This window comes from Parasphingorhabdus flavimaris (genome assembly GCF_013371215.1).
GTDB lineage: Bacteria > Pseudomonadota > Alphaproteobacteria > Sphingomonadales > Sphingomonadaceae > Parasphingorhabdus > Parasphingorhabdus flavimaris.
On the sequence record NZ_JABWMH010000003.1, the window covers coordinates 60,508 to 87,366 of the forward strand.

Below are 26,859 nucleotides of genomic sequence, written 5' to 3' on the forward strand. Positions count from 1 at the left end.
TTCCCGTCATGCGCCATGGGAAGAAGTATCTCCCGATCAATCACGCCCCCTTGAACACCGGTTTGCGTTTTTCCAAGATCGCGTCAATCGCCTCGCGGTGGTCATCGAGCTGCTGCAAGACACCCTGGAACAAGGCCGCCTGATCGAGATTTTCCTTCAGCGTCACGCTCTGCGCGGTGCGGACCAGTTCCTTGGTCTTGCGGATCGCCAGAGGTGGCAGGCCGACAACCATTTCGGCCAGTTCATAGGCGCGCTCGAGCAGCTTGTCGTTCGTCACCACTTCCGACACCAGACCATAATCCAGCGCCTTTGCGGCGTCGATAAATTCGCCGGTGAACAGCATCTGGTTGGCCCGCGCCTGCCCGATGATCCGCGGCAGCAACCACGCGCCGCCGTCTCCGGGAATGATTCCCACGCGCAGGAAGCTCTCGGCGAAGATCGCGTCTTCGCCGGCAATCCGGATGTCGCACATGGTGCTCAGGTCATTGCCCGCGCCGATCGCATGGCCGTTGACTGCAGCGATTACCGGAACGGAAATTTGCGAGAAGGCGAGCGGAATGCGTTGGATGCCGGTCTTGTACCAGTTCTCGATTTCCAGCGGCGTCATATTCTGCTCGGCGGTCATCGCCTTGATCTCGTGGAGGTTGCCGCCCGAGGAAAAGCTCTTGCCGTTGGCGGCGAGTACGACGCAGCTGACCCCGGCATCGGCATCGGCCTTGTTGATTGCGTCGACCAGCGCCTCGCACAGGTCCTTCGACAGGGCGTTGCGCGTTTCCGGCTTGTTCAATGTAATTGTAACGATGCGGTCATTTTTCTCGTAGAGAACGACGTCAGCCATCAAGATTTCCTTTTCCCAGCGTTTCTTTTCTATGCCTCCGTCATTGCAGGGGCCAAAGGATTCTGCAAGACTCGCTCCGATCAATTCGTTAAATGGACAATAATGATCCTGCAGAATGACCCTGACCCTAGCGATAATGTTGCGGGCTTCACCCTTGTGGAACTGATGGTCGTGCTGCTGATCATCGGCCTGATGGCATCGATCGTCGTCTTTTCCTTTCCGTCCGGCAACAGCAATCTGGAAGAGGATGCCCAGCGTTTTGCCGCGCGCGCCGCGGCGCTGCGCGACAATGCGATCCTGCAATCGCGGCCGATGGCGGTGCAGGTCACTCCCTCCGGCTACAGTTTTCTCGAACGGCGCAAGGGCAGCTGGTCGGCGATCGAGGACAAGCCGTTCGTGTCGACCGACTGGTCCAGCGGCGTCCGCGCGGCCACTGCTGAAAGCGGGTCGATGATGATCAGTTTCGAAAGCACCGGGCTGCCCAGCGATCAGGCGGAACTGGTGCTGCAGGGCGACGGGCAAAGCCGCAGCGTCCTGATTGCGCCGATGGGCGACGTGACGCTGGCCGGGGTGAGGCCATGAAGTGTTCCGGCGAGCGCGGCTTTACCCTGATCGAGATGCTGGTCGCGCTGTCGGTGTTCAGCCTCGCCGCGCTGGCGCTGATCCGGCTGCAGGCTTTTACAACAAATAATGCCGCCGAGCTGGAATTGCGCGTCGTCGCGCAATCGGTGGTCCGCAACCGGGCGGTCGAGCTGCTGACCGATCCGCGCCCGCCCAGCCTCGGTGATAGCAGCGGCGAGGAGCAGAATGGTGGTCTCGACTGGACCTGGACGCAAAGCGCGCGGCTGACCGACGAGGGGCAATTTGTGCAGGTCGATATCATCGCCCGGGAAAAGCTGAGCGGCGCGCCTGCGTCGCTGACCATATTGAGGCCGGCGGGGATGTTGCTCGAAGCCAACGCCCCATTGCCCGCGAACTAATATCCGCAAACGTCTCTAGCGGAACACCACTGTCCGGTTGCCGTTGAGCAATATCCGCCGCTCGCCTGCCCATTTTACCGCCTTGGCCAGAACCTGCGCCTCGATGTCGCGGCCGATCCGGATCATTTCCTCGACGCTGGCGCGATGGTCGACCCGTTCGACCGCCTGTTCGATGATCGGACCCTCGTCGAGGTCGGCGCTGACAAAATGGGCGGTCGCGCCGATCAGCTTGACGCCGCGCTCATGCGCCCGGTGATAGGGTTTTGCGCCCTTGAAGCCGGGGAGGAAGCTGTGATGGATGTTGATGCAGCGACCGGCCAGTTTCGCGCTGAGATCGTCGGACAATATCTGCATATAGCGGGCAAGGATCAGATAGTCGGCCTCTCCCGCGTCCATCACATTCAGGATAGCCTGTTCCTGTTCCGCGCGATTGCCGGCGGTTACCGGCAAATGGTGGAACGGCACGTCATGCCATTCGGTCAGGTCGCGTAGGCTCTCGTGATTGCTGACCACGCCGACAATATTGACCGGCAATCCGCCTGTCTTCCAGCGATGGAGCAGGTCGTTGAGGCAGTGGCTGCCCTTCGATACCGCGATCACGACATTGGGCTTTTCCGCCCCGCTGACCAGAGTCCATTCGAGCGCATATCGCTCTCCGACCAGCGAAAATCTCTCGCGAAGCGCATCGAGGCCGGCCGGAAATCTCTCGCCCGCGCCCTGGAACTCGACTCGCATGAAAAAACGGTCCTGCTCGAGATCGGCATATTGCTGGCTGTCGAGAATGAAGCCGTCATGCTCGGCCAGAAATCCGGCCACGGCGGCCACCAGGCCGACCCGGTCTTCTGCGGTGAAGGTAAGAATATAGTTTTCTGTCATATGGATATCGCCTTTTCGGCCCCCAATTGGCCCAAAGTGGAGAATTTTAAAAGCGGGATTTACCCTTGTGCTGAGGTCTGCAGCGATTAGAAGCGCGGAAGACTTGATAGAGATCTGGATATCGCGATGAGCAAACTCGAAGACGCATTGGAAAATTTTGACCTGGACGACCTGCCGGAAGACGAGGAATCGATGCTCGAATGGTGGGATTTCGATGACGCCGACGAGATGGTCGATGCGGTCGCCGGAGATATCCAGTTCATCATCGAGAGCGCGCTTGATGCGCGCGGCGACGCCTTGCTGGCCTTGCCCGCCAGCGAGGAAGCCTTGCCGGTCCTCGAGGCTCTGGCAGAAAAGCCGATCAAGTGGAAATATGTCACAATCATCCCGACCGACGATCTTCTGATTCCACTCGACGATCCGCGCAGCCATGCCAAGAAGCTGGCGCAATTGTTTCTGACGCGCGGCGCGCGGGTGCTGCCACTGGCGCCCGATCACGACGATTATCATATGGCCGGCGCCGCTGCCGATGCCCGGCTGCGCGACACAAAATGGCCGGCCGATCTCGTCTGGCTCGGCATGGGTGAGGGCGGCAGCACCGCCGGCATCATGGAAAGCGCCGATCTGGAAGAAGCGCTTGACGGCCCGCCGGAAAGACTGGCGGTTGGCCTGCTCCCCGAAGGTGGCGATACGCCGCTGGTTACGCTGACCAAGGCCGCCATCTGCGAAGCGCGGACGGTGATGGTCCTGCTCAAGGGCGCTGCCAACCAGACGCTGCTCGAGCAGGAAATCGAACAGGGCGCGACAAGCATGACCCCGATCGGCCGGATTTTCGCCGATCTGACCGTACCGGTGGATATTTACGTCGAAAATTAGAGGGTGTTGCCGATTTCTATCGCTGGTCGCTGTGACTATCGATTGATTTAACTGTTCGATTAAACCATGGTGCTGCAATTGCGAATCGCCAGAACAAGGCGATCGTCCAATTGGAGAGCGCCTGAACTATGCATCCTTATCTGCACGCACAGAAAAACCCCGACAAACCTGCCGTCATCATGGCTGGCTCCGGCGAAATCATCACTTATGGTAAGCTCGACAGCCGCTCCAACCAGGTTGCCCAGCTTTACCGCTCCCGCGGCCTGCAGATCGGCGATACCGTCGCGATTTGCATGGAAAACCACCCGGAATTTTTCCCCGTCACCTGGGGATCGCAGCGCTCCGGCCTGTTTCAGGTCGCGATTTCCAACCGGCTGACCGCCGAGGAAGTCGGCTATATCCTGAAGGACTCCGGGGCCAAGCTGCTGATCGGCAGCCAGCAGATGCTGCCGATACTCGATCAGGTGCGCACTTCGAATCCCGATGTCGCTCAGCTGGTATTTGGTGCCGGGGACGAGCGGAACATGGATGATGCGCTAGCATCGATGCCGTCTACGCCGATTGCCGATGAGCGCGCGGGTATCGACATGCTCTATTCGTCCGGTACCACCGGCCAGCCCAAGGGCGTCAAACTGCCTTTACCGGAAGACGAGGATATCGCAGGGCCGAACGGCGTCGCCGGACTCGCGCAGATGATTTTCGGCTTTCATGAAGATTGTGTCTATCTGTCTCCCGCGCCGCTCTATCATGCGGCCCCCTTGCGCTGGAATGTCGCGGTACAGGCGCTGGGCGGTACCAGCATCATCATGGAAAAATTTGATCCCGAGCGGGCGCTGCAACTGATCGAGCAGTATAAATGCGATGTCGGCCAGTTTGTGCCGACCCATTTTGTCCGGATGCTGAAGCTGCCCGAAGAAGTTCGCACCAAATATGATGTGTCGTCGATCAAGAGCGCGGTGCATGCCGCTGCCCCGGTACCGGTTCCGATCAAGGAAGCGATGATCAAATGGTGGGGGCCGGTGCTCAACGAATATTATGCCGGGACCGAAGGCAATGGCTTTGTCTTTTGCAACAGCGAAGGCTGGATGGGGCACAAGGGTACGGTCGGTCAGCCGATCAATTGCGTGGTCCATATATGTGATGAAAACGGGGAAGAGGTTCCGGTCGGTGAAGAAGGCCAGATCTATTTCGAGAGTGGCTCCAAATTCGAATATCATAATGATCCCGAGAAAACCAAGGCGGCGACCCACCCCAGGGGCTGGACCTCGCTCGGTGATGTCGGCAAACTGGACGAGGACGGTTTCCTCTATCTGACCGACCGCAAGAGCTTCATGATCATTTCCGGCGGGGTGAATATCTATCCGCAGGAAATCGAGAATCTGCTGGTCACCCATGACAAGGTCGCGGACGCAGCGGTTATCGGCGCGCCGGACGAGGATATGGGCGAGAAGGTGGTAGCCGTGGTGCAGCCGATGGATATGGCCGATGCCGGGCCGGAGCTTGCGCAGGAACTGGAAGCTTTCCTCCGCCAGTCGCTCTCCGGGGTCAAGATTCCGCGGCGGATCGACTTCCGCGCCGAACTGCCGCGTCACGCGACCGGCAAGCTCTACAAGCGGCTGTTGCGCGATGAATATTGGAATAAGCAGAAAGCGGGATAGTCTGATGGCTACACAAGCAGAACCGAGACTGACGGGTGAAGAGGCGCTGGCGATTGTCGACCCCGCCAATTATGTCGACTGGGACAGTCTGCTCGACCGCTTTGACGCGCTCCGTCGCAAAACGCCGGTGGTGCGGGTGGTCAATGACGAAGTCCACGATCCGTTCTGGCTGGTCACCAGCTATGACGACGTGATGCGGGTCAGCAAGGATAACAAGCTGTTCCTCAACAGTCCGCGCAGTATCACATTCAGTGACAAGAACAGCGGCGCTTTTGTCAAATCGATCACTGGCGGCGACCCGAATCTGGTGCGTTCGCTGGTCGCGCTTGATGCCCCGATCCATCCCCAGTATCGCCGGTTGACCCAAGACTGGTTCATGCCGAAAAACCTGCGCAAGATGGAAGACGAGATCAGGGCACTGGCCAAGGTCACGGTCGACCGGCTGGTCGACGCGGGCGGCGAGGCCGATTTCGTGCCATTGGTGTCCGCGCCCTATCCGCTGCACGTGGTGATGCAGATATTGGGTGTGCCGGAAGCCGACGAACAAAGGATGCTGTTTCTCACCCAGCAGATGTTCGGCGGACAGGACGAGGATCTCAACAAGTCCGGCATGGCCAATATGACGCCGGAGCAGGTCATGCAGCTGGTGGTCGGTGCCGTTGCCGACTTTGAGGCCTATTTTGCCAAGCTGACCCAGGAAAAGCGCGCCAATCCTACCGACGATGTCGCGAGCGTGATCGCCAATGCGAAAGTGGATGGCGCGCATCTCAGCGACCGCGACATGGCGGGCTATTATATCATTCTGGCCGCTGCCGGCCATGATACGACTTCGGCCTCCACCGCGGGCGCGATGCTGGCACTGGCCCGCGACCCCGAACAATTTGCCCGACTCAAGGCCGACCGCGACCTGTTGCCCGGCATTGTCGAGGAAGCGATCCGCTGGACCACACCGGTGCAGCATTTCATGCGCACCGCAGCCGAAGACACCGAACTGGGCGGCCAGAAGATCGCCAAGGACGACTGGCTGATGATCAGCTATATTGCGGCCAATCATGACGAGAGCATATTCCCCGAGCCGCGCAAGTTCGATGCGAGCCGCTCGCCCAACCGGCATCTGTCCTTCGGCGCGGGCGCGCACCAGTGCCTTGGCCTGCATCTGGCGAGACTGGAAATGAAGATATTGTTCAACGAGCTGCTCGACCGGATCGAGACGCTGGAACTGGCAGGCGAGCCGAAACGTGCAAAATCAACCTTTGTCGGCGGGCTGAAAACCCTGCCGATCCGCTTCAGCCTGTCAAAATGAATGAAGCGCGTGCCCTTGTAATAGCGTATAGACGACTCAAGTAGAAACGAACGGCAGTCCCAAAGGAGAGCGAAATGGTTACCCAATATAAAAATCTGATCAACGGCGAGATGGTCGGCACATCTGAAGTGCTGGACGTCATCAACCCGGCCAATGAGGAAGTCATCGGCCAGGTTCCCGCCTGCGGCGAAGCGGAGCTCAATAATGCGGTGTCTGCTGCGCGCGCTGCTTTCAAGACCTGGTCGAAAACACCGATCGAGGATCGCCGCAAAGTTGTGCAGGCCATCGCCGGCGTGATCAACGAGAATAATGACGAGCTGTTCCGCCTGCTCACCGCAGAGCAGGGCAAGCCCCATGCGCAGGCCCAGGGCGAGATTGCCGGTGCCGCCTATATGGCCGGTTCGCAGGCGACTCTCGACATGGACGACGAGATCAACGAGGATACGGAACAGCGGCTCAGCCGTACTCGCCGGGTGCCCGTCGGTGTCGTCGGCGGCATCGTGCCATGGAATTTTCCGGTGATGATGGCGGTGCAGAAAATCGCTCCGGCTCTCTTGTCCGGTTGCACGATCGTGCTCAAGCCGTCCCCGTTCACGCCGTTGACCACCCTGCGTCTGGCAGAACTGATCAAGGATGTCGCTCCGGCTGGTGTCGTCAACATCATTACCGGCGAAGACAGCCTCGGTCCGTTGATCACGTCACATCCCGATATCGACAAGATCACCTTCACCGGCTCGACCGCGACCGGCAAGAAGATCATGGAAGGCGCATCGAAGGATCTCAAGCGGATCACGCTGGAACTGGGCGGCAATGACGCCTCGATCGTCCTGCCCGACGCCAATGTGGAAAAGGTTGCCGAGCAATTGTTCTGGTCCAGCTTTACCAACGCCGGACAGATCTGTGTCGCGGCGAAGCGCATCTATATCCACGAGGATATTTATGACGAGCTCAGCGCTGCGATCGCCGCCTATGCCAAGAATGTAAAGGTCGGTGACGGCTCCCAGCAGGGTACCGCGGTTGGTCCGGTCCAGAACAAGAAGCAATATGAGCGGGTGCTCGAACTGGTGCAGGATGCCAAGGATAACGGCTATAAGTTTCTGGTCGGTGGCGATCAGAAAGAGGAAGGCATTCCTGGCTATTATGTGCCGATCACGATCCTCGACAACCCGCCGGAAGATGCGCGGATTGTCGCCGAGGAACAATTCGGCCCGGTCATGCCGCTGATGAAATTCAGCACCACCGACGAAGCGATCAGCCGCGCCAATGCCAGTGAATATGGTCTTGCCGGCGCTGTCTGGACCGCCAATCCCGACGAGGGTGTCCGGGTTGCCGAACAGCTCGAAACCGGCACCGTGTGGGTCAATGAATTTCTCCACCTGTCGCCGTTCGCTCCCTTTGGCGGCCATAAACAGTCCGGCTTCGGTGCCGAATATGGCAAGGAAGGCCTGCTCGAGTTCACCTATCCACAGGTGATCACGGTCAAGAAAGACAATGTGCCTGCCTGATCCGGCACACCACCAGAATTGAAAAAGCCGGTTATCACGATGGTGATGACCGGCTTTTTTCATTTGACGCTAAGCTCCCGGCGGTTTAATCGGTCAGTTAAATTATGGATTCTTACTTTGCTGAAGGAGCAATAAAATGGCAGTAGCTTATATCGTAGATGCGGTCCGTACCGCTGGAGGCCGTCGCGGTGGTCGTTTGGCCGGAATCCATGCAGTGGATCTGGGCGCTGCCACATTGAACGCGATTGCTGAGCGCAATGATTTCGACCCGAGCGCGATCGAAGACGTGATCACCGGCTGCGTCATGCAGGGCGGCGAGCAGGCCGGCGACGTTGGCCGCAATGCGGTTCTCGCGTCCAACCTCCCGGACAGCATTCCTTCGGTTTCGATCGATCGCCAGTGCGGTTCCTCGCAGCAGTCGATCCAGTTCGCGGCGCAGGGCGTCATGTCCGGCACCCAGGATATGGTCCTGGCACACGGTATCGAAAGCATGACCCGGGTCCCGATGGGATCGACGTTCAAATTGTTCAAGGACGCCGGACTCGGCTCGAACAAGTCGGAAGGCCTCGAGAAAGCCTATCCTGGCATCCAGTTCAGCCAGTTCATGGGCGCCGAAATGCTGGTCAAGAAGCACGGCTTCAACCGCGACGATCTCGACCAGTTCGCCCTGGAAAGCCATCAGAAGGCGATCAGGGCCACCGAAGCCGGCGCGTTTGACAACGAGATTGTCGGCGTGAAAATCCAGACACCGGAAGGCGACGACGTCCATAAGGTCGATGAAGGCATCCGCTTTGATGCAACCAAGGAAAGCATCGGCAGCGTGAAAGTGCTGCAGGAAGGCGGCGCGATTACCGCTGCCAATGCCAGCCAGATTTGCGACGGGTCGAGCGCGGTGCTGGTCTGTTCCGAACAGGCGCTGAAAGACCATGGCCTGACCCCGCGCGCGCGGATCGTGAACCTTACGGTTACCGCCGGTGATCCGGTGATCATGCTCGAAGAGCCCCTGTTCGCGACCGACCGCGCCCTGCAGCGCGCCGGCATGAATATCGGCGATATCGATCTCTACGAAGTGAACGAAGCTTTTGCACCGGTTCCACTTGCATGGCTCAAGCATGTCGGTGCCGACCGTGACAAGATCAACGTCAATGGCGGCGCGATCGCTCTTGGCCACCCGCTTGGTGCGTCCGGTACCAAATTGATGGCGACCCTGCTCAATGCCATGGAATCCCGCGGCAGCAAATACGGCTTGCAGACGATGTGCGAAGGCGGCGGGCAGGCGAACGTAACGATCATCGAGCGTCTCGGTTAAATTAAACATCTCGTCATCCTGAACTTGTTTCAGGATCTCGTGCCGCATGGCGCAGGCCCGCGAGGGGTCCTGAAACAAGTTCAGGATGACGAATAAAAGAAGAAAGACAAGAATATGGAACTCAACAGCAATATTTCAGCGGTCATCACCGGCGGCGCATCCGGCCTCGGCGCGGCAACCGCCCGCCGTCTCGCTGCCAAGGGCGTCAAGGTCGCCCTGTTCGACCTCAACGAGGAAAAGGGCGAAGCACTGGCATCCGAACTCGGCGGCGTTTTCTGCAAGGTCAATGTCACCGAGGACGAGAGCGTCGACGCCGGTTTTGAAAAGGCACGCGCCGCCAATGGCCAGGAACGCATCCTTGTGAACTGCGCCGGGATCGGCAACGCGATCAAGACCGTCAGCCGCTCCAAGGAAGACGGATCGATCAAGCATTTCCCGCTCGATGCCTTCAACTTCGTCATCCAGGTCAATCTGGTCGGCACCTTCCGTTGCATCGCCAAATCGGCGGCCGGCATGCTGACCCTCGACCCGCTTGCTGACGGTGATCGCGGCGCGATGGTCAACACCGCTTCGGTTGCGGCCGAAGACGGCCAGATCGGCCAGGCGGCCTATTCCGCTTCCAAGGGCGGCGTTGTCGGCATGACCCTGCCGATCGCACGCGACCTGTCCCGCGAAGGCATCCGTCTCAATACCATCCTGCCCGGCATTTTTGATACGCCGCTGCTCGCTGGTGCGCCGCAGAATGTCCGCGATGCGCTGGGCGCAATGGTCCCGCATCCGCCGCGCCTCGGCCAGCCGGACGAATATGCCGCACTCGCGATGTGCATGATCGAGACGCAATATTTCAACGGCGAAGATGTCCGTCTCGATGGCGCCATCCGGATGGCACCGCGCTAAAAAACCCAACCATCAAGGGCTGCGAGAAACTCGCGGCCCTTTTTGTATCTGATGGAGAAGCCCGTGACCGAATATACGCAGATCCTTTACGACGTCGCCGACAATATCGCGACGATCACGCTCAACCGGCCGGAAAAGATGAACGCCTTTACCGGCACGATGATGAAGGAAATGATCGACGCCTTCGACCGGATTGATGCCGACGATGATGTCCGCGCAGTGGTGGTCACCGGAGCCGGCGACCGCGCCTTTTGCGCCGGTGCCGATCTGACCCCCGAACATGGCGGCGGACCCTTTGCCAGCGCCGAACCGGTGAAAGATTATTCCGATCCGCGCGTGCGTGACGGTGGCGGGTTGCTGGTGCTGCGTATCTATCAGTGTCTGAAGCCGGTCATCGGCGCGATCAACGGTGTTGCTGTCGGGGTCGGTGCGACGATGCTGTTGCCGATGGATATGCGGCTGTCCAGCGAGGGAGCGCGGTTCGGTTTTGTCTTTGCTCGTCGCGGCATCGCGCCGGACGGCGCAGCCAGCTGGTTCCTGCCCAATCTGGTCGGTCGGGCGCAGGCGCTGGAATGGTGCATGACCGGTCGAGTGTTCGACGCGCAGGAAGCGCTGGACGGCGATCTTGTGCGTTCGCTCCACGAGCCGGAGGATGTGCTGCCCGCCGCTTATGCGCTGGCGCGCGAGATTGTCGACAATACGGCGCCGGTATCGATCGCGGTAACCCGCCAGATGCTCTGGCAATTGCCGGCTGCCGCCCATCCGATGGAAGCGCATAAAGTCGACAGCCGGATCATCTATAATCGGGCGAAATCAGCCGATGCAAAAGAGGGTATTGCAAGCTTTCTCGAGAAGCGCAGTCCGGACTATCCGGACAAAGTGTCGAGTGACTTGCCAGACAGCTTCCCTTGGTGGGAAGAACCTGTCTATAAGTGACAGAAATGTGAATTCGAATGGTTAGGGGAAGACTATGGGCGTCGACAAATTGGCGGCAAAGGCGAATGAGGCGGGGGCCCGCGACAAGCTGATCGAAACGGCCAGCCAGATCATGCGGCAGGGCGATACGATCGATATCTCGTTCAGCGAACTATCGGTCCTGTCCGGCCTCAACAGTGCGCTGGTGAAATATTATTTCGGCAACAAGGATGGCCTGCTCGAGGCGATTCTCGAACGGGATATGGACAATATTCTGGTGCAGGTCGGTCTGTTGATCAAAAAGGACATGCCGCCGGAGGACAAGCTTCGCCATCATATCGGCGCGGTGATCGATACCTATTATGAATTTCCCTATCTCAACCGGCTGACCATGCGCCTGATTCGCGAACTGCCGCCCGAAGGCGCGCGCAAGATTGCCGACAAATATCTCAAGCCGCTTTCCGAGGCCTACAAGACATTTGTAGGCGAAGGCATCAAGTCGGGCGTGTTTCGGGATGTCGATCCCGATCTCTTCTATTCCGCCGTTACCGGCGCGGCCGACCGCTTCTTTACCGGCAAGCTGGTCTGGAAATATTGCTATGGCCGGGATGATTTCGACACAAGGATGCGCGACGCCTATCGCGAGCAGACCGTCGACCTGATCATGGCGGGAATTTTGAAATAATCGGAAAAACGAAACGGGGAGTGCTTATGAAAAGGTCTTTGGCAAGTCTGGGACTGGCTCTCGCCGCAACGGTTGCATCACCTGCTTTCGCTCATGGCAGCGCGCCAGCGGAACACGCGGCGCATGGGCCGGTGATGAGCGCCGATCAAATCTATACGGCGTTCGGCTGGGACTTTGACAAGGCCGAGATCAAGACCGAGAAGGTGGCGGACGGCCTCTATGTCCTGTTCGGACTGGGCGGCAATATCGCGGTGTCGGTCGGCAAGGACGGCACGCTGATCGTCGATGACCAGTTCCCGCAGCTAATGCCCAAGATCAAGGCGGCGCTCAAGGACATCGGCAGCGACAAGGTTGATTTCGTGATCAACACCCACTGGCATTTCGACCATGCCGACGGCAATATCACGCTTGGCAAGGAGGGCAGCTGGATCGTCAGCCAGTCCAACAGCCGGGCGATGATGCTGGACGATCACATCGTCAATTTCGGTCCCTTTGCCGGCGAGCAGAAAGCCTATCCCGAACATGCGCTGTCCGACATCACCTTTGACCGGACCATGCAGTTTCACATCAATGGTGAGACAATCGAACTGCTGCATGTCGGTCCGGCGCACACCAATGGCGATGCGGCGGTTATCTTTCGCGGCGTCAACGCGGTCCATCTCGGCGATGTGTTCAACAACGCCGGCTATCCGTTCATCGACGCCGACAATGGTGGTGACCTGGCCGGCATGATCGCTTTCTGCCAGGCAGTCCACGACGCGATCGACGATGATACGAAAGTCATCCCCGGCCACGGACCGGTGACAGACCGCGCGAAGCTTGCCCGTTATATCGAGGTGCTGACGATCATCCAGGGGCGGGTGCAGGCGCTGATTGACGATGGCAAAAGCCTCGAGGAAATCATGGCCGCCAAACCGACGGCGGACTTCGACGCCGAATTTCAGGCTAATGAAATGATGCTGCCCAGCTTCCTCAGCCGCGTTTACGCGAGTTTGACGCGCTAGTAGCGGCCTCTACTCCGCCGCTTCGCCTTCCGGTTCGAGCTTGTCCTGGGTGCGCAGTTCGAAATCGCTGGCATCATGGCGTTCGCGCAGCTGGCCTTCGAGATCACCCCAGGCGCGGTTGACCATCTTTCCGCGCTGCACCGCAGGACGCTCGCCGATCATGTCTGTCCAGCGGTTCATATTCTTGTAGGATGCGGTGTCGAGAAATTCGGATGCTTCATAGACGATATTCTTGACCAGCGCGCCATACCAGGGCCAGATAGCCATATCGGCGATGCTATATTCGTCGCCCGCCATATATTCATTGTCCGCAAGATGGCGGTCGAGCACGTCGAGCTGGCGTTTCACCTCCATCGCGAAGCGGTCGATGCAATATTCGATCTTCACCGGCGCATAAGCATAGAAATGGCCAAAGCCGCCGCCGAGATAAGGCGCGCTGCCCATTTGCCAGAACAGCCAGTTCAGCGCTTCGGTGCGCTTGTTGTGATCGCTGGGGAGGAATGCACCGAATTTCTCGGCGAGATAAAGCAGCATCGAGCCGGATTCGAACAGGCGGGTCGGTGTCTCGGTGCTGTGATCCATCAGCGCCGGAATCTTGCTGTTCGGGTTGATGTCGACAAAGCCGCTGCCGAATTGGTCGCCTTCGCCGATATTGATGAAATAGGCGTCATATTCGGCGCCCTTGTGCCCGAGCGCAAGCAACTCCTCGAGCATCACGGTGACCTTCACGCCATTGGGCGTTGCCATTGAATAGAGCTGGAACGGATGCTTGCCGACCGGCAGTTCGACTTCCTTGGTCGGGCCGGCGATCGGGCGATTGATATTGGCAAAGCGGCCGCCATTGGCCTTGTCCCATTTCCAGACTTTCGGGGGCGTGTAATCGGGCAGATTGTCGGTCATGGGATCATTCCTTTTTGGATTGGCCGTTGTTGCTATGGGCAAGCGATAGCATCGGTAAGCGCACTGATCACGCAAGATTTTCTGCGTCCGCTCCAAGCGGATTTATGACCGCGGCTTAATTGCGCGGCGGAATGCTGTGCACCATGGTGATAAATTGCAGCGTCGTCCCGGCGCGGCGATGTTCGGACAGGGCCTGGTAATCGGGATCATTATACCAAGCGGTGGCCGCTGCCTCGTGCGGGAAGCGGAACATCACGACGCGGCCTTGCGGCGGGGCCGCGCCTTCAAAGGTGATGCTGCCGTCATCATAGGTGATGAACTCCCCGCCATGCCGTTTCAGGATCGGGAAAAATCCCTTTTCATATTCCCGATATTTCGCCGCGTCCTGCACGGTGAAATTGGCTACGACATGGACGGGTTGTTCGGTCATATTTCTGCTTCCTAGTTCATTTCCGCGAAGGTCTTGTCCTTGTCGACCCGCACATCCTGCGGCAGTCCCAAGACCCGTTCGGCGATTATATTTTTCAGGATTTCATCGGTACCGCCGGCGATCCTGAGGCCCGGTGCCCACATGAAGCTTTCCTGGAAAATCGCGTCCGAGGGCACTTCGTCCTTGTCGGCAATGATGCCGAAATGGTCCTGCATTTCGATCGCGCTGTTGCAGATATCCTGCAGATGGTTGGCGTTGATGATCTTGCCGATGGCATTTTCCGGACCGGGTGTTTCGCCGCGAGACAAGGCGGTCTGGGTGCGGAACTTGGTCAGTTTGTAGCCCTGCGCCGCGACATACCAGTCGGCCAGCTTGGCACGGAATGCCTGGTCGGACATGGTGCCGGCGGACCGCGCATAATCCATGATTTCCTTCCAGTCGGGACCCGGAGAGCCGCCGACCGCCAGCCGTTCGTTCATCAGGGTGACGAGCGCGACTTTCCAGCCCATGCCCGGTTCGCCGAGCCGGTCGCTGTCCGGAATGCGGACGTCGCTGAAATAGACTTCGTTAAATTCCTTGCCGCCGGAGGCCTGGTGGATCGGCCGGACATCGACGCCCTTCTGCTTCATGTCGACGATGAACATGGTCAGTCCCTTGTGCTTGGGCACATTGGGGTCGGTACGGACCAGAAGGATACCATAATCGGAATAATGTGCCCCGGAAGTCCACACTTTCTGGCCATTTATGACCCATTCGTCCCCATCCTTGACCGCTTTTGTCTTGAGACCGGCAACATCCGACCCGGCTGCCGGTTCGGAGAAGAGCTGGCACCAGATTTCCTCGCCCATCAGCGCTTTCTGGACATAGCGTTTCTTGTGCTCGTCCGATCCAAAGGCAATCACGGTTGGCACGCACATGCCGAGACCGATGGCAAAGGGGCCGGTCGGCGCGTCAAATTTGGCCTCTTCCTGTCCCCAGATGACCTGCTGCATCACGGTGCCGCCGCGGCCGCCCATTTCCTTGGGCCAGGTGATCTGCGCAAAGCCGCCTTGCGCCTTGGTCTTCTGCCACGCCTTGGCGCGCTCAAGAAAATCCTCGCGGCCACCGGAGCGCAGGGCGCCCGGCGTCTTGGGCTTGAGATGCTGCGACAGAAAGGCATGGGCCTCGGCGCGAAATTCTGCTTCTTCTGCTGTGTCGTTGAAATCCATAGTCTATTCCTTTGCTCTTTTGACCCACGCACCAACGCCCGTTCGTGCTGAGCTTGTCGAAGTACGAGTGCGCACGTCAGGCTGTCCAGGCTCAGGTCGAACGGCACTCATGGCTAGAAATTCAATCATTTTTTGCTTCGAGCGCGCTGACCAATTTCTCTTTCCAGACCGCCGGGCTACCCGCCTGCACGGCCAGCAATTTGGCGCGGCGGTAGAAGAGGTGGCAATCCACTTCCCAGGTGAAGCCCATGCCGCCGTGGGTCTGGATATTCTCTTTCGAGGCGAACCAGTAAGCTTCCGATGCCGCGACCCGCGCTGCGGCGGCCGCTTCGGGCAGTTCCGCGGCATTGCTCGATAGCGCCCAGGCACCATAATAAGCATTGGAACGGGCGACCTCGTTCTTGACATACATGTCCGCTAGCTTGTGCTTGATCGCCTGGTTGCCGCCGATGGCGCGACCGAAAGCGACGCGTTCCTTGGCATATTCATTGGCCATTTCGAGACAGCGCGAGGCGCCGCCCAATTGTTCGAAGGCGAGCAGAACCGCCGCCCGGTCGTTGATCTGGTCGAGCAGGGCCATGCCGTTGCCGGATTCACCGAGCAGTTCTGCCGCTGCGCCATCGAAGCTGATCGTTGCATGGCTGCGGGTCGGCTCGAGCGTCTTGATCGGTTCCCGCGATACGCCGCTCTGATTCAGATCGACGATGACGAGGCTTTCGCCGCTGCCGTCTTTTACCAGCACCACCGCATGGGTGGCGATATCGCCGTCGGTCACCGGGATCTTCTTGCCCGATATCGTGCCTCCGCCCAGCCGGGTGGCGACATTGCCGGCCTTGATCTCGCCCGGTCCTTCGCTGATCGCGATACAGCCGATCAGGCTGCCGTCGGCGACCTTGGGCAGCAGTTCCAGCTTCTGTTCTTCGCTACCCGCCAGCTTCAGCGCTTCGGCGAAGAAAAAGGCCGATGATCCGAATGGCACGGGCGCGAGAACGCGGCCCAGTTCTTCGGCAATCACGCAAAGCTCGAGCATGCCGAGGCCAAGCCCGCCATATTCTTCGGGAATGGCGGCGCCGAGCCAGCCCATTCCCACAATCTTTTTCCACACGCCGTCATTGTGGCTCATATTTTCATCATCGAGCACGGCTCGGACATGGGCGCTGGTGCATTGTGCCTCGAGAAACTTGCGTGCTTCGTCGCGGAGAAACTTCTGATCGTCAGAGAAATCAAAATTCATGGTTCAAACCTCGTCCTGTTTTATCATTATCATTCGTCGTTGGCGGGCATGCCGAGGGCACCCCGTATTTCGTCATTGTCCGCGCCGAGTGTCGGCGGGTCGGCATAGATATTGGCCGGGCTGGCAGAATAATGGACCGGATGTTTGATCGTCCGGTATTTGCCGATCTTCGGTCCCTCGCGTTCCTGCCAGAAACCGACCTGCTGGAGATGCGGATCGTCGAGGACATCGGCGATCTTGTTATAGCGCATGGCCGGGATATTATGCTCGTCGAGCAAGGGCAGCCACTCGTCGGTTGTCTTGGTGGCGGCGATTTCCTCGATCAGCGCATAGAGCGCGGTGATGTTCTTGGTGCGCTCGGTATAGGTTGCAAAGCGCGGTTCCTGAAACACGCCGGGCTTGCCGCCAAGCTCGAAGAATTTCTCCCATTGCGCGTCGCTATAGGGGACCAGGCCGATATAGCCGTCCTTGGTCGGATAGGGTTTGCGATTGGGGTTAATCGACCTTGTATAGGCCATCTTGCCGTTGCCCGGGATGAAGGTCTCTCCCCACAGATTTTCGACCATGTTGAACCAGGTAAAGGCTTCGAACATCGGCACCTGGACAAATTGCCCCTCGCCGGTCTTTTCCTTGTGATACATGGCCGCGAGCGTGGCGTTGACCGCGAACAGACCGATGGTCTTGTCGGCGACCAGCGACGGCATGTAGAGCGGGCGCCCGCTGTCGCCGCGCATTTCGAACAGGCTGGCAAAGCCGGAGGCGCACTGGATCAGGTCGTCATAGGCCTGGCGCTTTTCATATTCGCCGCCCTGGCCAAAACCGGCGCAGTGGACATAGACGATGCCCGGATTGATCGCCTTGACGCTTTCATAGTCGAGCCCGAGACGCGCCATGCCGGCGAGCCGCACATTGTGAAAGAAAACGTCGGCATGTTTGAGAAGTTCGAGGATGACCGCCTTGTCGTCATCATCCTTGCCGTTGAGCGTTACCGATTTCTTGTTGCGGTTGAGCGAGGAAAAGATCGGGCCGAGATCGCCGGTCGGACTGTCGCCGGCATGGCGCATCATGTCGCCGGCGAATTTGCCCTCGCCATTTTCCACCTTGATGACGTCTGCGCCCATGTCGGCAAAATTGACGGTCGCGAAAGGGCCAAGCACAACGGTCGACATATCGACGATCTTCAGCCCCTTGAGCGGACCGGTCGGTTCGGTATCCCATTGCAGCTCTGGCCATCCGCTCATTCGATCGTCCCCAATTTATTTAGGTGCATTGATTCCCCCGTCTGTTATCATGTTTAATCGATTGATGAACTGTTTATTTTTGGGGATTTTATATGGCTTTGGCAGATCCGAAGGCTCCGGTGTTGGTTGGTGTGGGGGAAGCGAGCGGCGGATCTCTGGGGCTGGAATGGCCCTCGACGGTTGATCTGGCGGCGGCTGCGGTCAAGGCGGCGCTGGATGACAGCGGCGCGGCAGAAAAGCTGGCAGCGTCGATCGATTGCCTGCTGTCGATTCGCCTGTTCCACGATAGCGGCTTGCCACATGAATTTGGTTCGCCGGAAAATCATCCCGAAGCGGTCGCCGCGGCTTCGGGCCTGAATCCCGAAACGCTTTTATATGGCGATGTCGGGGGCCAGAGCCCCCAGAAACATCTCAACAAGTTGGCGGCCCAGGTGCACAGCGGCGAATATAAGGCGGTGATGCTCTCCAGCGCTGAGAATATGGGAACCGTCAAGCGGGCGCGGCGGAGCGGTCACAAGCTTGACTGGAACCAGCCTGCGACCCGCGAGATGACCGATCTGATCACCAGCGAAGACAAGATGCTGACCGCATATGAATGGCGACAGGGGATCATCAGCATGCCGATGGCCTACGGCATCGTCGAGAACGCCCGGCGCGCCCGGCTGGGCATGAACCGTGTCAGCTACGCCAAGGAGATGGCCGAATTGTGGGAAGCCTTTGCTGGCGTATCTCTGACCCGCGACCATGCGCAATTCGCGCGCGACTGGACCGCAGAGGAATTGCTCGCCGATGATCACGGCAATTACCGGCTCAACGATCCCTATCGCCGCTGGATGGTGGCGCAGGATGCGGTCGAGCTGGGCGCGGCGGTCATCCTGACCACGGCGGGGTATGCCGCGGAACTGGGCATATCCGAAGACAAGATGATCTATCTGCACAGCGGCGCCGACGCGAGCGTGCCGCTGATGAGCCATCAGGACGACTTGTCGGTTTCGCCGGCGATGCAGGTCGCCTTTCCCAAGGCGCTGGAACTGGCGGAAGTGGAAGCCGCCGATCTCGGTCCGATGGATATCTACAGCTGTTTCCCGGTAGCGGTCTCGCTGGCGATGGACGCGCTGGGTTCGCCGGACCGCTCGCTGGCGTCCTATACGCTGACCGGCGGACTGAGCTTCTTTGGCGGGCCGGGCAACAGCTACAGCGCCCACGGGATGGTCGCTCTGGTCCAGGCGTTGCGCAAGGATGGCAGCAAGCCGGGCATGATCTCGGCCAATGGCGGGGTGATCAACAAGGAATCGGTGGGTATCTACGCAGCCCAGCCTGTTGCTGGCGGCTGGACCCCCGCCCGGATTGCAGAGCCGGTGCGCATCCCGAAGCCGGACCATGTCAAGGAAGAGCATTATTTCAACGGCAAGGCGGTGATCAGAAGCTATGTCATGCCTTATGGCAAGGCGAGCCGCGGCGCGGCGAGCCTGTGGCTGGAAGACGAGCAGGGATTGCCCGCAATCGGTGTCCTGCCCGATGCGCCGGAAGATACCGACCTGATCGGTCTTTCCGTCGATGTCACCGCCGCCGATGATCGCAATATCGCGAAGCTCAGCGAATAGTCTGCATATCCAGCAGTTCGATTTTCGGGGTCAGATAGCAGTCCCGGCATGGTTCTTCCTTCGCCAGGTCGGTCGAGAGATATTTGCTGTTGCTGTCCGGGAACACCGTGGCCACGGCGCGATATTTGCCGTCGGCGTCCGGTTCCTGCTGCAAGGCGCAGCGGATCGCGGCGATCAGATTGCCGCCGCTGGAAATGCCGACGCCCAGCCCGAACTGCTTGCACAGTTTCTGCGCCATCAGGATGGAATCGCCGTCATTCACCGCGATTATCGAATCGACCTGGTCGAGCTTGACGATTTCCGGGATGAATTCGTCCGAAACGCCCTGGATGCGATGGTGGCCGACCTTGTGGCCGGTTGACAGGGTCGGAGATTCGACCGGTTCGACCGGATGGACCGAAATGCTGGGGTCGCGTTCCTTCAGGAAGCGCCCGACGCCCATCACCGTGCCGCCGGTGCCGACACCGGCGACAAAGCCGCCGATCTGGCCACCGTCACCCGCGACCTGGCTCCAGATTTCCGGCGCGGTGCCCTGGCAATGGGCGTTGCAATTGTCATCGTTGGAGAATTGCCGCGGCAGGAACGCGCCTTCATTCTTGCCCAAGGCTTCGGCCATGGCGATCGAGCCGAGGAAGCCGCCTTCCTCCTTCGACACCAGCCGGATATCGGCGCCGTGGCTGGCGATGATGGCGCGCCGTTCGACGCTCATCCAGTCGGGCATGTAGATGGTAACCGGGTGGCCGAGCGCGGTGCCGAGCGCGGCCATCGCGATCCCGGCATTGCCGCTGGTCGCCTCGGCGATCCGCTGGCCGGGCTTCAGCGCGCCCGAGCGGGTGGCGTTGCGGATTATGTTGAGCGCCATCCGGTCCTTGATGCTGCCGGAGAAATTATACATTTCCGCCTTGGCATAGACGGTGATGTCCCGTCCCTCGCAGCGGGCATCGATCCGCAGCATCGGGGTGTTGCCGATCAGTCCGGAAAGGCAGTGAAATTTGTCGTCTGATGTGCGTCCGACCCGATCGAGCATATTGGTTCCCCCTTGAACAGGGGCCCGTTATGGATGGGCGGATGGCAAATATCTTTGCCAATAATCCTTTGATGGAGCAAAACATTGTGATAAAAATCTGATAATGACCTCAAAGATAAAAAATATTGATGATAATGACCGCAATATCCTGAAAGCCTTGCAGCGCGATGCCAGCCTGTCGCTGGAAAATCTCGCGGCGCAGCTCAGCCTGTCGACCAACGCCTGCTGGCGGCGGATCAAGCGGATGGAGGCGGACGGCATCATTGCCCGCCGGGTGGCGATCATCGATCCGGAAGCGGTGGGCCTGTCGATGACCGTCTTCGTCGCCGTGCGGACCAGCGACCACAGCGACCAATGGCTGACAAAATTCGCCGCTGCTGCCTCGTCTATCGAGGAGGTGGTCGAATTCTACCGGATGGCGGGGGAGGTCGACTATATGCTCAAACTGCTGGTCCGCGATGTCGCCGACTATGACCGGGTCTACAAGAAACTGATCAAGGCGGTGCCGCTATCCGATGTGTCGGCGAGCTTTGCGATGGAGCGGATCAAATATGAGACGGCGGTGCCGGTTTGAATATCCTAAGAAACCCGCCGCATCCCGATCATCAAATATCCCACTGCATGTACATCGCGGTGAACGAGAATGAGTTTATCGCCGCATGGGCCAGGGCCAGAGGCCAAATGTTGCGCTTGTAGAGGATGAACAGGATGCCAAGCGCCGCTGCGACACTGCCCGTTACGATCAATCCCCGAAGGCCTTGATAATATATATGGCCGACCCCGAAGAGAATGGCCGGAATTAGAATGCTGCAAACGGTCGCCCAGCGTGAACGGCCAAGTATCTCCCGCAACTGCCCGATCATGAAGCCCCTGAAGAAAAGCTCTTCGGCGGGACCGGCGAACCAGATGATGGCAAGCCAGGTCAGATAGGCCGACATATTTCCCGCCAGATCACCGAAGCGGTTTTCGGCCGCTGCCAGATCGGGTTCCATAAACGCCAGACCCAAGGCCGCGCCGCCAAAATTGATGCCGGCACCGACCGCCCCCATCACAATCATGGCGAGCAGAAATTGCGGGAGCAGGAGCAGCCAGTTTCCGGCGGACTTGAGCGGAACCAGCCCGATCCATGACAAGGGCCGTCCGCGCCAGCGAAGATAGAAGAAGGTCAGCACCAGAATTATCGCCAGCGAAACCGGTCCGCTATAGCGCCATATATAGGCATCAAGCGCAAATTTGAGCAGAAACCACAAGCCGACCAGAATGGTGAATTCGAGAAGAAGCCGCAGACGTCTGGGTGAAGGGGCGGTTTCGGTCATGGCGTCAGCTTATCCATCGGATTGTTTTCTTGTGTTTTCTGGCCATGCCGCGGCTTGCAGGCGGGGTGACGCTGGCTCCGGATCCGGACAGCAGAGCAATTACTGCGCTGTGGCCTGGTTTTGGGTTTCTGGTTCTGCCGGGCGGAACAGTGCCAGGCTCAGCAGCAGCAGAGAGGACATGATCAGGGCGACAAGCACCCCGAGATTCATGCCCCAGACGGCCAGTTGCGTGCCATCGGAGTGCAGCATCGAGCCGCCGTAAGTTGCGCTCGCGGCAAAGGCCAGCAGGAACGGGACACTGATTAGCAGGGACAATATGATCGCCAGGCGCGGCGCCCGGCCGGACCAGATGAGAAACACGGCGAGCGCCGACAGGGCAGAGTTGGTCATCAGCTGCCAGGCTTCATGAAGCCGCGCATGGGCAGGCCAGTCGGGATTGAAAAGATGGGTTTCGTTGAGTTCCAGAACGGGGATGACGATTCCCGATATCAGCGCGCTCAGGGTCACCACAATTGCTGCGAATCTGTACATTGAATTAGCACTCCACGATATTGACGCTGTCTACATACGGCCATAAATTGACAGTGTCAATTTTATTCCCCGGGTGGCATCCGCGAAATTGCCACACAGCATTTTGAGAATTTGACTTTGATGTTGGCGCCGCCAATATGAGCCCATGGCGAAAGCGAAACAATTTCATCACGGTGACCTTAAGCGCGCGCTGCTCGATGCCGCGCTGGAACTTCTGGATGAACAGGGCGATTCGGGCGTCGGCATACGGGCGGTCGCCCGCAAGGCCGGCGTATCCCATGCGGCGCCGGTCAATCATTTCAAGGATCGCCGCGCCTTGCTGACCGGTCTGGCCGTCACGCTGTTCGACGATATCCAGGCCCGTATATCAGAGCGGCTGGAACGCACGTCAGATGATCCCGTCTTGCGGATCGAAAGCGTGGTCCGGTGTTTTTTCGAATATGGCGCCAATCATCCCCATCGGTACGCCTTGCTCTGGCGCAACGATGTCGTCGACCATGAATGCGAGGCAATGCGCATCCGCGAGGACGCCGTCTATGACCATATCTGCGACGAGATCGACAGGCTGGTCGCCGGACGCAATGTCGATAAACATACGGTCGCCATCGGCCTCTGGTCGATGATGCATGGCTATATCGACCTGAAAATCGTCGGCATGTTCGAAGACCGGGCAGACAGCACCAGCGGCGAAGATCGCCCCGAAGCCCTCCTCAAGATGTTCCGCACCATATTTGACCATTATGGTCTGTGATCGATTTGATTTGGATCCGGAACGGATAGGTCGCGATGTCGCCGACTATGACCGGGTGTACAAGAAACTGATCAAGGCGGTGCCGCTGTCCGACGTGTCGGCGAGCTTCGCGATGGAGCGGATTAAATATGAGACGGCGGTGCCGGTTTGAGAGTGTGGTGCAGCACGTGTGGAGGTGAGGCTGCGCCACGCCAATGTCCGCTTCGGCGTAAAAGCGAACATTGGGTAATCTATAGAGAGCAGGACCATTGGTAGGAAACAATGTCGCTGCACGAAGGAGCAATTGATGTTATCCGCCAATCAGCATGGACATTTCGGACGGTTGATCAATGAACAGTGGAATCAATGAATGGAAACAGCGCGGCACACTTCACTTGTGGCGCTTCAAGCCAGACAAACGCGGACTAAAGGGCTGGCATTTTTTTGCTGATCATATCGGCTGCGAAAATATCGTTGAGCTTCTGGACCTTTTAAAACAAGCAAATTACCCGGTGAAGAGGACGATAAGGCTAGAAAAAACACCACAAGCGATAGCAAACAGGCCAGCCGCCTTGAACAAAAGTTACAAGGTCTTCACCCCTGAATCTCTTCGTTTTGTGAAAAACCCTGATACCGAACAAGACCAATGGTCATCGAAAATGAGCGGACAGTGTTTGGAAATAGAGTTGGGATATTATCGGATTGAGGAACTCGCTGATTCAATCCGGAAAGTAAGAAAGGGTGACTACGACTTTTCAATAGGTCCCAATGATGGTGAGCAGCCTCAGAATATTTGGTTTTGGTGATCGATTAGGGATAAAGCGGCCACCAAAGGCCACCCAACAACCAACCCCATCAAACCGCCACAACCTCCTGCCGGATGGCGCCGAAGATCGAGTGACCGTCCGCGTCCAGCATCTGGATTTTCACCGTATCGCCGGCGCTCATAAACGGGGTCTTGGCTTCGCCGGTGTTGATCGTCTCGATCATCCGGATTTCGGCGATGCAGCTGTAGCCGAGGCCGCCTTCTGACACGGGCTTGCCGGGGTCGCCGTCGGGGCCCTGGTTGGAGACGGTGCCGGAGCCGATGATCGTGCCGGCGCACAAGGGGCGCGTCTTGGCGGCGTGGGCGACCAGATCGGCGAGGCTGAAGGTGGCGTCCTTGCCGGCATTGGCGCGGCCGAACGGCTCGCGGTTATAGTCGACCTGCAGCGGCAGATGGATGACCGAGCCTTTCCACGCGTCGCCCAGTTCGTCGGGGGTGACGCAGACCGGGGAGAAAGCCGATGGCGGTTTCGACTGGAAGAAGCCGAAGCCCTTGGCCAGCTCGCCGGGGATCAGGCCGCGCAGGGAGACATCATTGCACAGCATGATCAGCTTGATATGGCCGGCGGCGTCGGCGGCGCTGGTGCCGGCGGGCACATCGTCGGTGATCACCGCAATTTCGCCTTCCATGTCGCAGCCCCATTTCGGGTCGCCGAGCGGGATATCGTCGCGCGGGCCGAGAAAGGCGTCGCTGCCGCCCTGATACATTAATGGATCGCTGTAGAAACTCTCCGGCACTTCCGCGCCGCGTGCTTTCCGGACCAGTTCGACATGGTTGATATAGGCGCTGCCATCGGCCCATTGATAGGCGCGGGGCAGGGGGGATTCGGCGAGCCGCTCGTGAAAGCGCTCGCACGGCACGGCCTCATGCTCGACATCGCGGTAGAGCGCTTCCAGTTTTGGCGCGCATTGCTCCCAGTCGTCGAGCGCCGCCTGCAGGGTCGGGGCGATATGGCTCGCTTCGCTGCAGCGGGTGAGATCCTTGGAGACCACGACCAGGCGGCCGTCGCGGGTGTCATTTTTCAGGGTGGCGAGTTTCATGTGCGTTCCTCGGTCTGTCTGCCGTTCGTCTCGAGCCCTTCGACAAGCTCAGGATTCGAGAGACCGGTGCGTGTGGGCTCAGTGTCTCGACTACGCTCGACACGAACGGTAATAAAGGAGCTTATGCGGCGCAAGGCAAGCTAATGCTCGTCGCGCGCCTTTTCGTGGAGCCAGGCGGCGTGCTGCGGCGCTTTCTTGGTGCGGCTCCATTCCTCGAGCATCTCCGGCGCGACGCGGCGCAATTCGGTCATCTCTTCTTCGGTGCCGATATCGCAGGCCAGTTCCAGCCGGTGGCCGTTGGGATCGAAGAAATAGATCGACTTGAAAATCCCGTGATGGGTGGGGCCGAGCACTTCCAGTCCTTCGGCCTCGGCATTGGCCTTGGCCGCCATCAGATCGTCGAGGGAGTCGACCTTGAAGGCGATATGCTGGACCCAGGCCGGGGTATTCTGGTCGCGGTCCATGTCCGGCTGCTCGGGCAACTCGAAAAAGGCGAGGACATTGCCGCCGCCGGCGTCGAGAAAGATATGCATATAGGGATCATGCTCGCCGGTCGACGGCACTTCATTCTCGGCAAAGGCGAGCTGGAAATCCATGCCCATCACGCGCTGGTAGAAATCGACCGTCTCTTTCGCATCCTTGCAGCGATAGGCGACATGGTGGATGCCGTTGATCTTTGGTGCGGTCATCAGGCAGGCTCCTCTACGTTGAGCACCCCGCGCGATACCTGGTCGCGTTCGATGCTTTCGAACAGGGCCTTGAAATTGCCCTCGCCAAAGCCGTCATCGCCCTTGCGCTGGATGAATTCAAAGAAAACCGGACCGACCTGCGCTTCGGCGAAAATCTGCAGGAGCAGACGCGGTTCGCCGCCGTCCGTGGTGCCGTCGAGCAAGATGCCGCGGGTCTGCAGCGCGTTCACATCCTCGCCATGGCCGGGCAGGCGGCCGTCGAGCATTTCGTAATAGGTGTTTGGCGGCGCGGTCATGAAGGGTACGCCGAGTTTCTTGAGCCGGTCCCAGCAGGCGATCAGGTCGTCACAGATCAATGCGATATGCTGGATGCCCTCGCCGTTGAACTCGCGCAGGAACTCCTCGATCTGGCCCTTGCCGCCTTCGCCTTCTTCATTCAGCGGAATCCGGATCTTGCCATCGGGTGCGGTCAGTGCCTTGGAGGTCAGGCCGGTATATTCGCCCTTGATGTCGAAGAAACGGATCTCGCGGAAATTGAACAAAGTCTCGTAATAGTCCGCCCAATATTTCATCCGGCCGCCATAGACATTGTGGGTCAGGTGATCGATGATCTGGAAACCCGCGCCCACCGGATGGCGGTCGATACCGGGCAGATATTCAAAGTCGATATCATAGATCGACAGATTTTCGCCACGCTCGCCGCCCTCGTAGCGGTCGACGAGATAGAGGATTGCGCCGCCGATGCCGCGAATCGCCGGGATCCGCAATTCCATCGGCCCGGTTTCCACGTTAACCGGCTCGGCGCCTTTTTCGAGCAGATAGGCATAGGCCTTGCGCGCGTCCTTTACGCGGAAGGCCATGCCGCAGGCCGAGGGGCCGTGCTCGCGGGCAAAATACCAGGCGGCGGATTTCGGTTCATAGTTGATGATCAGATTGATCCCGCCCTGCCGCCAGAGATGGACATCCTTGCTGCGATGCTGGGCGATCTCGGTAAAGCCCATGACCGCAAATACCGGTTCGAGCACGCCGCGCTCGGGCGCACAGAATTCGACAAATTCAAAGCCGTCCAGACCGACGGGATTTTCAAACAGATCAGCCACAAAAATTTCCTCGAGATAATGATGCGCGGAGACGCAATATAGTTACAACTGATACTATAGTGTGTTTCTGCCGGGTTTGCAAGTTCCGGATTCTTTGTGCCGCTGGTCCGAAAGCATGCATCATTCCCGGTCATTTG

The 26,859-nt window shown here is 58.9% G+C and carries 29 protein-coding genes; 16 read left to right on the forward strand and 13 right to left on the reverse strand.

The annotated features are described in order from the left end of the window. Nucleotides 1-40: 40 nt before the first annotated feature. Nucleotides 41-838 carry an enoyl-CoA hydratase-related protein gene (locus HUO14_RS09180; RefSeq protein ID WP_176279614.1) on the reverse strand — a complete coding sequence of 266 codons (798 nt, stop codon included), beginning with the start codon at nt 836-838 and terminating at the stop codon, nt 41-43. Between the two features lie 102 nt (nt 839-940). Here HUO14_RS09180 and gspH point away from each other — a divergent pair, with 102 nt between their 5' ends. Beyond that, nucleotides 941-1,420: a type II secretion system minor pseudopilin GspH gene (gspH, locus tag HUO14_RS09185; RefSeq protein WP_176279615.1), complete on the forward strand. Its 480-nt coding sequence runs from the start codon at nt 941-943 to the stop codon at nt 1,418-1,420. Next, nucleotides 1,417-1,818, forward strand: coding sequence for a type II secretion system minor pseudopilin GspI (gspI, locus tag HUO14_RS09190; RefSeq protein WP_176279616.1), 402 nt, complete (start codon nt 1,417-1,419; stop codon nt 1,816-1,818). Before gspH ends, gspI begins: the two co-directional genes overlap by 4 nt. Before the next feature lie 15 nt (nt 1,819-1,833). Here the strand turns inward: gspI and purU are convergent, their stop codons facing one another. Continuing rightward, entirely contained in the window at nt 1,834-2,694 is an 861-nt protein-coding gene (gene purU, locus HUO14_RS09195) for a formyltetrahydrofolate deformylase (RefSeq protein WP_176279617.1), read from the reverse strand. A 126-nt stretch (nt 2,695-2,820) separates the two neighbouring features. On the opposite strand from purU, the gene HUO14_RS09200 reads away from it, so the two are divergent. From HUO14_RS09200 to HUO14_RS09240, 9 genes are all read left to right on the forward strand, one after another. Further along, on the forward strand, nt 2,821-3,570 hold the full coding sequence (locus tag HUO14_RS09200) for a 6-phosphogluconolactonase (protein WP_343046083.1): 750 nt from the start codon (nt 2,821-2,823) through the stop codon (nt 3,568-3,570). A gap of 128 nt (nt 3,571-3,698) precedes the next feature. Then, nucleotides 3,699-5,228, forward strand: a complete 1,530-nt coding sequence (locus HUO14_RS09205) for an acyl-CoA synthetase (RefSeq protein WP_176279618.1) — start codon at nt 3,699-3,701, stop codon at nt 5,226-5,228. Nucleotides 5,229-5,232: 4 nt separating this feature from the next. Further along, the gene (locus HUO14_RS09210) at nt 5,233-6,531 is read left to right on the forward strand and encodes a cytochrome P450 (RefSeq protein ID WP_176279619.1); all 1,299 of its coding nucleotides are present in this window, start codon (nt 5,233-5,235) and stop codon (nt 6,529-6,531) included. A 74-nt stretch (nt 6,532-6,605) separates the two neighbouring features. Then, the gene (locus HUO14_RS09215; protein ID WP_176279620.1) at nt 6,606-8,036 is read left to right on the forward strand and encodes an aldehyde dehydrogenase family protein; all 1,431 of its coding nucleotides are present in this window, start codon (nt 6,606-6,608) and stop codon (nt 8,034-8,036) included. A 136-nt stretch (nt 8,037-8,172) separates the two neighbouring features. Continuing rightward, nucleotides 8,173-9,345 carry an acetyl-CoA C-acetyltransferase gene (locus HUO14_RS09220; RefSeq protein ID WP_176279621.1) on the forward strand — a complete coding sequence of 391 codons (1,173 nt, stop codon included), beginning with the start codon at nt 8,173-8,175 and terminating at the stop codon, nt 9,343-9,345. A 114-nt stretch (nt 9,346-9,459) separates the two neighbouring features. Continuing rightward, the gene (locus HUO14_RS09225) at nt 9,460-10,242 is read left to right on the forward strand and encodes an SDR family NAD(P)-dependent oxidoreductase (RefSeq protein ID WP_176279622.1); all 783 of its coding nucleotides are present in this window, start codon (nt 9,460-9,462) and stop codon (nt 10,240-10,242) included. A gap of 63 nt (nt 10,243-10,305) precedes the next feature. Continuing rightward, a complete protein-coding gene (locus HUO14_RS09230; protein ID WP_343046084.1) occupies nt 10,306-11,178 on the forward strand; it encodes a crotonase/enoyl-CoA hydratase family protein in 873 nt (290 codons plus the stop codon). A 34-nt stretch (nt 11,179-11,212) separates the two neighbouring features. Further along, nucleotides 11,213-11,842: a TetR-type transcription factor C-terminal domain-containing protein gene (locus HUO14_RS09235; protein WP_176279624.1), complete on the forward strand. Its 630-nt coding sequence runs from the start codon at nt 11,213-11,215 to the stop codon at nt 11,840-11,842. A 26-nt stretch (nt 11,843-11,868) separates the two neighbouring features. Continuing rightward, nucleotides 11,869-12,846 (forward strand): MBL fold metallo-hydrolase, encoded by a 978-nt coding sequence (locus tag HUO14_RS09240; protein WP_176279625.1) that lies wholly within the window; start codon nt 11,869-11,871, stop codon nt 12,844-12,846. Between the two features lie 9 nt (nt 12,847-12,855). Here the strand turns inward: HUO14_RS09240 and yghU are convergent, their stop codons facing one another. From yghU to HUO14_RS09265, 5 genes are all read right to left on the reverse strand, one after another. Beyond that, the gene (gene yghU / locus HUO14_RS09245; protein ID WP_176279626.1) at nt 12,856-13,746 is read right to left on the reverse strand and encodes a glutathione-dependent disulfide-bond oxidoreductase; all 891 of its coding nucleotides are present in this window, start codon (nt 13,744-13,746) and stop codon (nt 12,856-12,858) included. Between the two features lie 115 nt (nt 13,747-13,861). After that, nucleotides 13,862-14,176 carry a DUF1330 domain-containing protein gene (locus HUO14_RS09250; RefSeq protein WP_176279627.1) on the reverse strand — a complete coding sequence of 105 codons (315 nt, stop codon included), beginning with the start codon at nt 14,174-14,176 and terminating at the stop codon, nt 13,862-13,864. Nucleotides 14,177-14,187: 11 nt separating this feature from the next. Next, the gene (locus HUO14_RS09255) at nt 14,188-15,384 is read right to left on the reverse strand and encodes an acyl-CoA dehydrogenase family protein (protein ID WP_176279628.1); all 1,197 of its coding nucleotides are present in this window, start codon (nt 15,382-15,384) and stop codon (nt 14,188-14,190) included. A gap of 121 nt (nt 15,385-15,505) precedes the next feature. Continuing rightward, nucleotides 15,506-16,618 carry an acyl-CoA dehydrogenase family protein gene (locus HUO14_RS09260; RefSeq protein ID WP_176279629.1) on the reverse strand — a complete coding sequence of 371 codons (1,113 nt, stop codon included), beginning with the start codon at nt 16,616-16,618 and terminating at the stop codon, nt 15,506-15,508. Nucleotides 16,619-16,647: 29 nt separating this feature from the next. After that, nucleotides 16,648-17,859, reverse strand: coding sequence for a CaiB/BaiF CoA transferase family protein (locus HUO14_RS09265; RefSeq protein ID WP_176279630.1), 1,212 nt, complete (start codon nt 17,857-17,859; stop codon nt 16,648-16,650). 92 nt (nt 17,860-17,951) lie between these two features. On the opposite strand from HUO14_RS09265, the gene HUO14_RS09270 reads away from it, so the two are divergent. After that, entirely contained in the window at nt 17,952-19,463 is a 1,512-nt protein-coding gene (locus tag HUO14_RS09270; RefSeq protein ID WP_176279631.1) for a hypothetical protein, read from the forward strand. On the opposite strand, the gene HUO14_RS09275 is transcribed toward HUO14_RS09270, so the two are convergent. After that, the gene (locus HUO14_RS09275) at nt 19,453-20,490 is read right to left on the reverse strand and encodes a PLP-dependent cysteine synthase family protein (protein WP_176279632.1); all 1,038 of its coding nucleotides are present in this window, start codon (nt 20,488-20,490) and stop codon (nt 19,453-19,455) included. The genes HUO14_RS09270 and HUO14_RS09275 overlap by 11 nt on opposite strands. 103 nt (nt 20,491-20,593) lie before the next feature. Between HUO14_RS09275 and HUO14_RS09280 the strand changes: the two genes are divergently transcribed. Then, entirely contained in the window at nt 20,594-21,064 is a 471-nt protein-coding gene (locus HUO14_RS09280) for an Lrp/AsnC family transcriptional regulator (protein ID WP_176279633.1), read from the forward strand. Nucleotides 21,065-21,095: 31 nt separating this feature from the next. Here HUO14_RS09280 and HUO14_RS09285 read toward each other — a convergent pair whose 3' ends face one another. Continuing rightward, nucleotides 21,096-21,806 (reverse strand): CPBP family intramembrane glutamic endopeptidase, encoded by a 711-nt coding sequence (locus tag HUO14_RS09285; RefSeq protein WP_176279634.1) that lies wholly within the window; start codon nt 21,804-21,806, stop codon nt 21,096-21,098. 99 nt (nt 21,807-21,905) lie between these two features. Beyond that, nucleotides 21,906-22,337, reverse strand: coding sequence for a DUF6640 family protein (locus HUO14_RS09290; RefSeq protein ID WP_176279635.1), 432 nt, complete (start codon nt 22,335-22,337; stop codon nt 21,906-21,908). Nucleotides 22,338-22,482: 145 nt separating this feature from the next. Here HUO14_RS09290 and HUO14_RS09295 point away from each other — a divergent pair, with 145 nt between their 5' ends. The 3 genes from HUO14_RS09295 to HUO14_RS09305 all read left to right on the forward strand — a co-directional run bounded on the left by HUO14_RS09295 (nt 22,483) and on the right by HUO14_RS09305 (nt 23,873). Then, nucleotides 22,483-23,088 carry a TetR/AcrR family transcriptional regulator gene (locus tag HUO14_RS09295; RefSeq protein ID WP_176279636.1) on the forward strand — a complete coding sequence of 202 codons (606 nt, stop codon included), beginning with the start codon at nt 22,483-22,485 and terminating at the stop codon, nt 23,086-23,088. Nucleotides 23,089-23,098: 10 nt separating this feature from the next. Next, on the forward strand, nt 23,099-23,239 hold the full coding sequence (locus HUO14_RS09300; RefSeq protein ID WP_217907986.1) for a hypothetical protein: 141 nt from the start codon (nt 23,099-23,101) through the stop codon (nt 23,237-23,239). Between the two features lie 178 nt (nt 23,240-23,417). Next, nucleotides 23,418-23,873 (forward strand): hypothetical protein, encoded by a 456-nt coding sequence (locus HUO14_RS09305; protein WP_176279637.1) that lies wholly within the window; start codon nt 23,418-23,420, stop codon nt 23,871-23,873. A gap of 49 nt (nt 23,874-23,922) precedes the next feature. On the opposite strand, the gene HUO14_RS09310 is transcribed toward HUO14_RS09305, so the two are convergent. The 3 genes from HUO14_RS09310 to hppD all read right to left on the reverse strand — a co-directional run bounded on the left by HUO14_RS09310 (nt 23,923) and on the right by hppD (nt 26,722). Further along, on the reverse strand, nt 23,923-24,933 hold the full coding sequence (locus HUO14_RS09310) for a fumarylacetoacetate hydrolase family protein (protein WP_176279638.1): 1,011 nt from the start codon (nt 24,931-24,933) through the stop codon (nt 23,923-23,925). 140 nt (nt 24,934-25,073) lie between these two features. After that, complete coding sequence (locus HUO14_RS09315; protein WP_176279639.1) at nt 25,074-25,622, reverse strand: VOC family protein; 549 nt, start codon at nt 25,620-25,622, stop codon at nt 25,074-25,076. Then, entirely contained in the window at nt 25,622-26,722 is a 1,101-nt protein-coding gene (gene hppD, locus HUO14_RS09320; RefSeq protein WP_176279640.1) for a 4-hydroxyphenylpyruvate dioxygenase, read from the reverse strand. The genes HUO14_RS09315 and hppD overlap by 1 nt, the downstream gene beginning before the upstream one ends. Between the last annotated feature and the right edge of the window lie 137 nt (nt 26,723-26,859).

Excerpts from the sequence above, each read along its gene's own strand:
- HUO14_RS09180 (WP_176279614.1), bottom strand. The coding sequence starts at position 838 with ATGGCTGACGTCGTTCTCTACGAGAAAAATGACCGCATCGTTACAATT.
- gspH (WP_176279615.1), top strand. The coding sequence starts at position 941 with ATGATCCTGCAGAATGACCCTGACCCTAGCGATAATGTTGCGGGCTTC.
- gspI (WP_176279616.1), top strand. The coding sequence starts at position 1,417 with ATGAAGTGTTCCGGCGAGCGCGGCTTTACCCTGATCGAGATGCTGGTC.
- purU (WP_176279617.1), bottom strand. The coding sequence starts at position 2,694 with ATGACAGAAAACTATATTCTTACCTTCACCGCAGAAGACCGGGTCGGC.
- HUO14_RS09200 (WP_343046083.1), top strand. The coding sequence starts at position 2,821 with ATGAGCAAACTCGAAGACGCATTGGAAAATTTTGACCTGGACGACCTG.
- HUO14_RS09205 (WP_176279618.1), top strand. The coding sequence starts at position 3,699 with ATGCATCCTTATCTGCACGCACAGAAAAACCCCGACAAACCTGCCGTC.
- HUO14_RS09210 (WP_176279619.1), top strand. The coding sequence starts at position 5,233 with ATGGCTACACAAGCAGAACCGAGACTGACGGGTGAAGAGGCGCTGGCG.
- HUO14_RS09215 (WP_176279620.1), top strand. The coding sequence starts at position 6,606 with ATGGTTACCCAATATAAAAATCTGATCAACGGCGAGATGGTCGGCACA.
- HUO14_RS09220 (WP_176279621.1), top strand. The coding sequence starts at position 8,173 with ATGGCAGTAGCTTATATCGTAGATGCGGTCCGTACCGCTGGAGGCCGT.
- HUO14_RS09225 (WP_176279622.1), top strand. The coding sequence starts at position 9,460 with ATGGAACTCAACAGCAATATTTCAGCGGTCATCACCGGCGGCGCATCC.
- HUO14_RS09235 (WP_176279624.1), top strand. The coding sequence starts at position 11,213 with ATGGGCGTCGACAAATTGGCGGCAAAGGCGAATGAGGCGGGGGCCCGC.
- HUO14_RS09240 (WP_176279625.1), top strand. The coding sequence starts at position 11,869 with ATGAAAAGGTCTTTGGCAAGTCTGGGACTGGCTCTCGCCGCAACGGTT.
- yghU (WP_176279626.1), bottom strand. The coding sequence starts at position 13,746 with ATGACCGACAATCTGCCCGATTACACGCCCCCGAAAGTCTGGAAATGG.
- HUO14_RS09250 (WP_176279627.1), bottom strand. The coding sequence starts at position 14,176 with ATGACCGAACAACCCGTCCATGTCGTAGCCAATTTCACCGTGCAGGAC.
- HUO14_RS09255 (WP_176279628.1), bottom strand. The coding sequence starts at position 15,384 with ATGGATTTCAACGACACAGCAGAAGAAGCAGAATTTCGCGCCGAGGCC.
- HUO14_RS09260 (WP_176279629.1), bottom strand. The coding sequence starts at position 16,618 with ATGAATTTTGATTTCTCTGACGATCAGAAGTTTCTCCGCGACGAAGCA.
- HUO14_RS09265 (WP_176279630.1), bottom strand. The coding sequence starts at position 17,859 with ATGAGCGGATGGCCAGAGCTGCAATGGGATACCGAACCGACCGGTCCG.
- HUO14_RS09270 (WP_176279631.1), top strand. The coding sequence starts at position 17,952 with ATGGCTTTGGCAGATCCGAAGGCTCCGGTGTTGGTTGGTGTGGGGGAA.
- HUO14_RS09275 (WP_176279632.1), bottom strand. The coding sequence starts at position 20,490 with ATGCTCGATCGGGTCGGACGCACATCAGACGACAAATTTCACTGCCTT.
- HUO14_RS09280 (WP_176279633.1), top strand. The coding sequence starts at position 20,594 with ATGACCTCAAAGATAAAAAATATTGATGATAATGACCGCAATATCCTG.
- HUO14_RS09285 (WP_176279634.1), bottom strand. The coding sequence starts at position 21,806 with ATGACCGAAACCGCCCCTTCACCCAGACGTCTGCGGCTTCTTCTCGAA.
- HUO14_RS09290 (WP_176279635.1), bottom strand. The coding sequence starts at position 22,337 with ATGTACAGATTCGCAGCAATTGTGGTGACCCTGAGCGCGCTGATATCG.
- HUO14_RS09295 (WP_176279636.1), top strand. The coding sequence starts at position 22,483 with ATGGCGAAAGCGAAACAATTTCATCACGGTGACCTTAAGCGCGCGCTG.
- HUO14_RS09305 (WP_176279637.1), top strand. The coding sequence starts at position 23,418 with ATGAACAGTGGAATCAATGAATGGAAACAGCGCGGCACACTTCACTTG.
- HUO14_RS09310 (WP_176279638.1), bottom strand. The coding sequence starts at position 24,933 with ATGAAACTCGCCACCCTGAAAAATGACACCCGCGACGGCCGCCTGGTC.
- HUO14_RS09315 (WP_176279639.1), bottom strand. The coding sequence starts at position 25,622 with ATGACCGCACCAAAGATCAACGGCATCCACCATGTCGCCTATCGCTGC.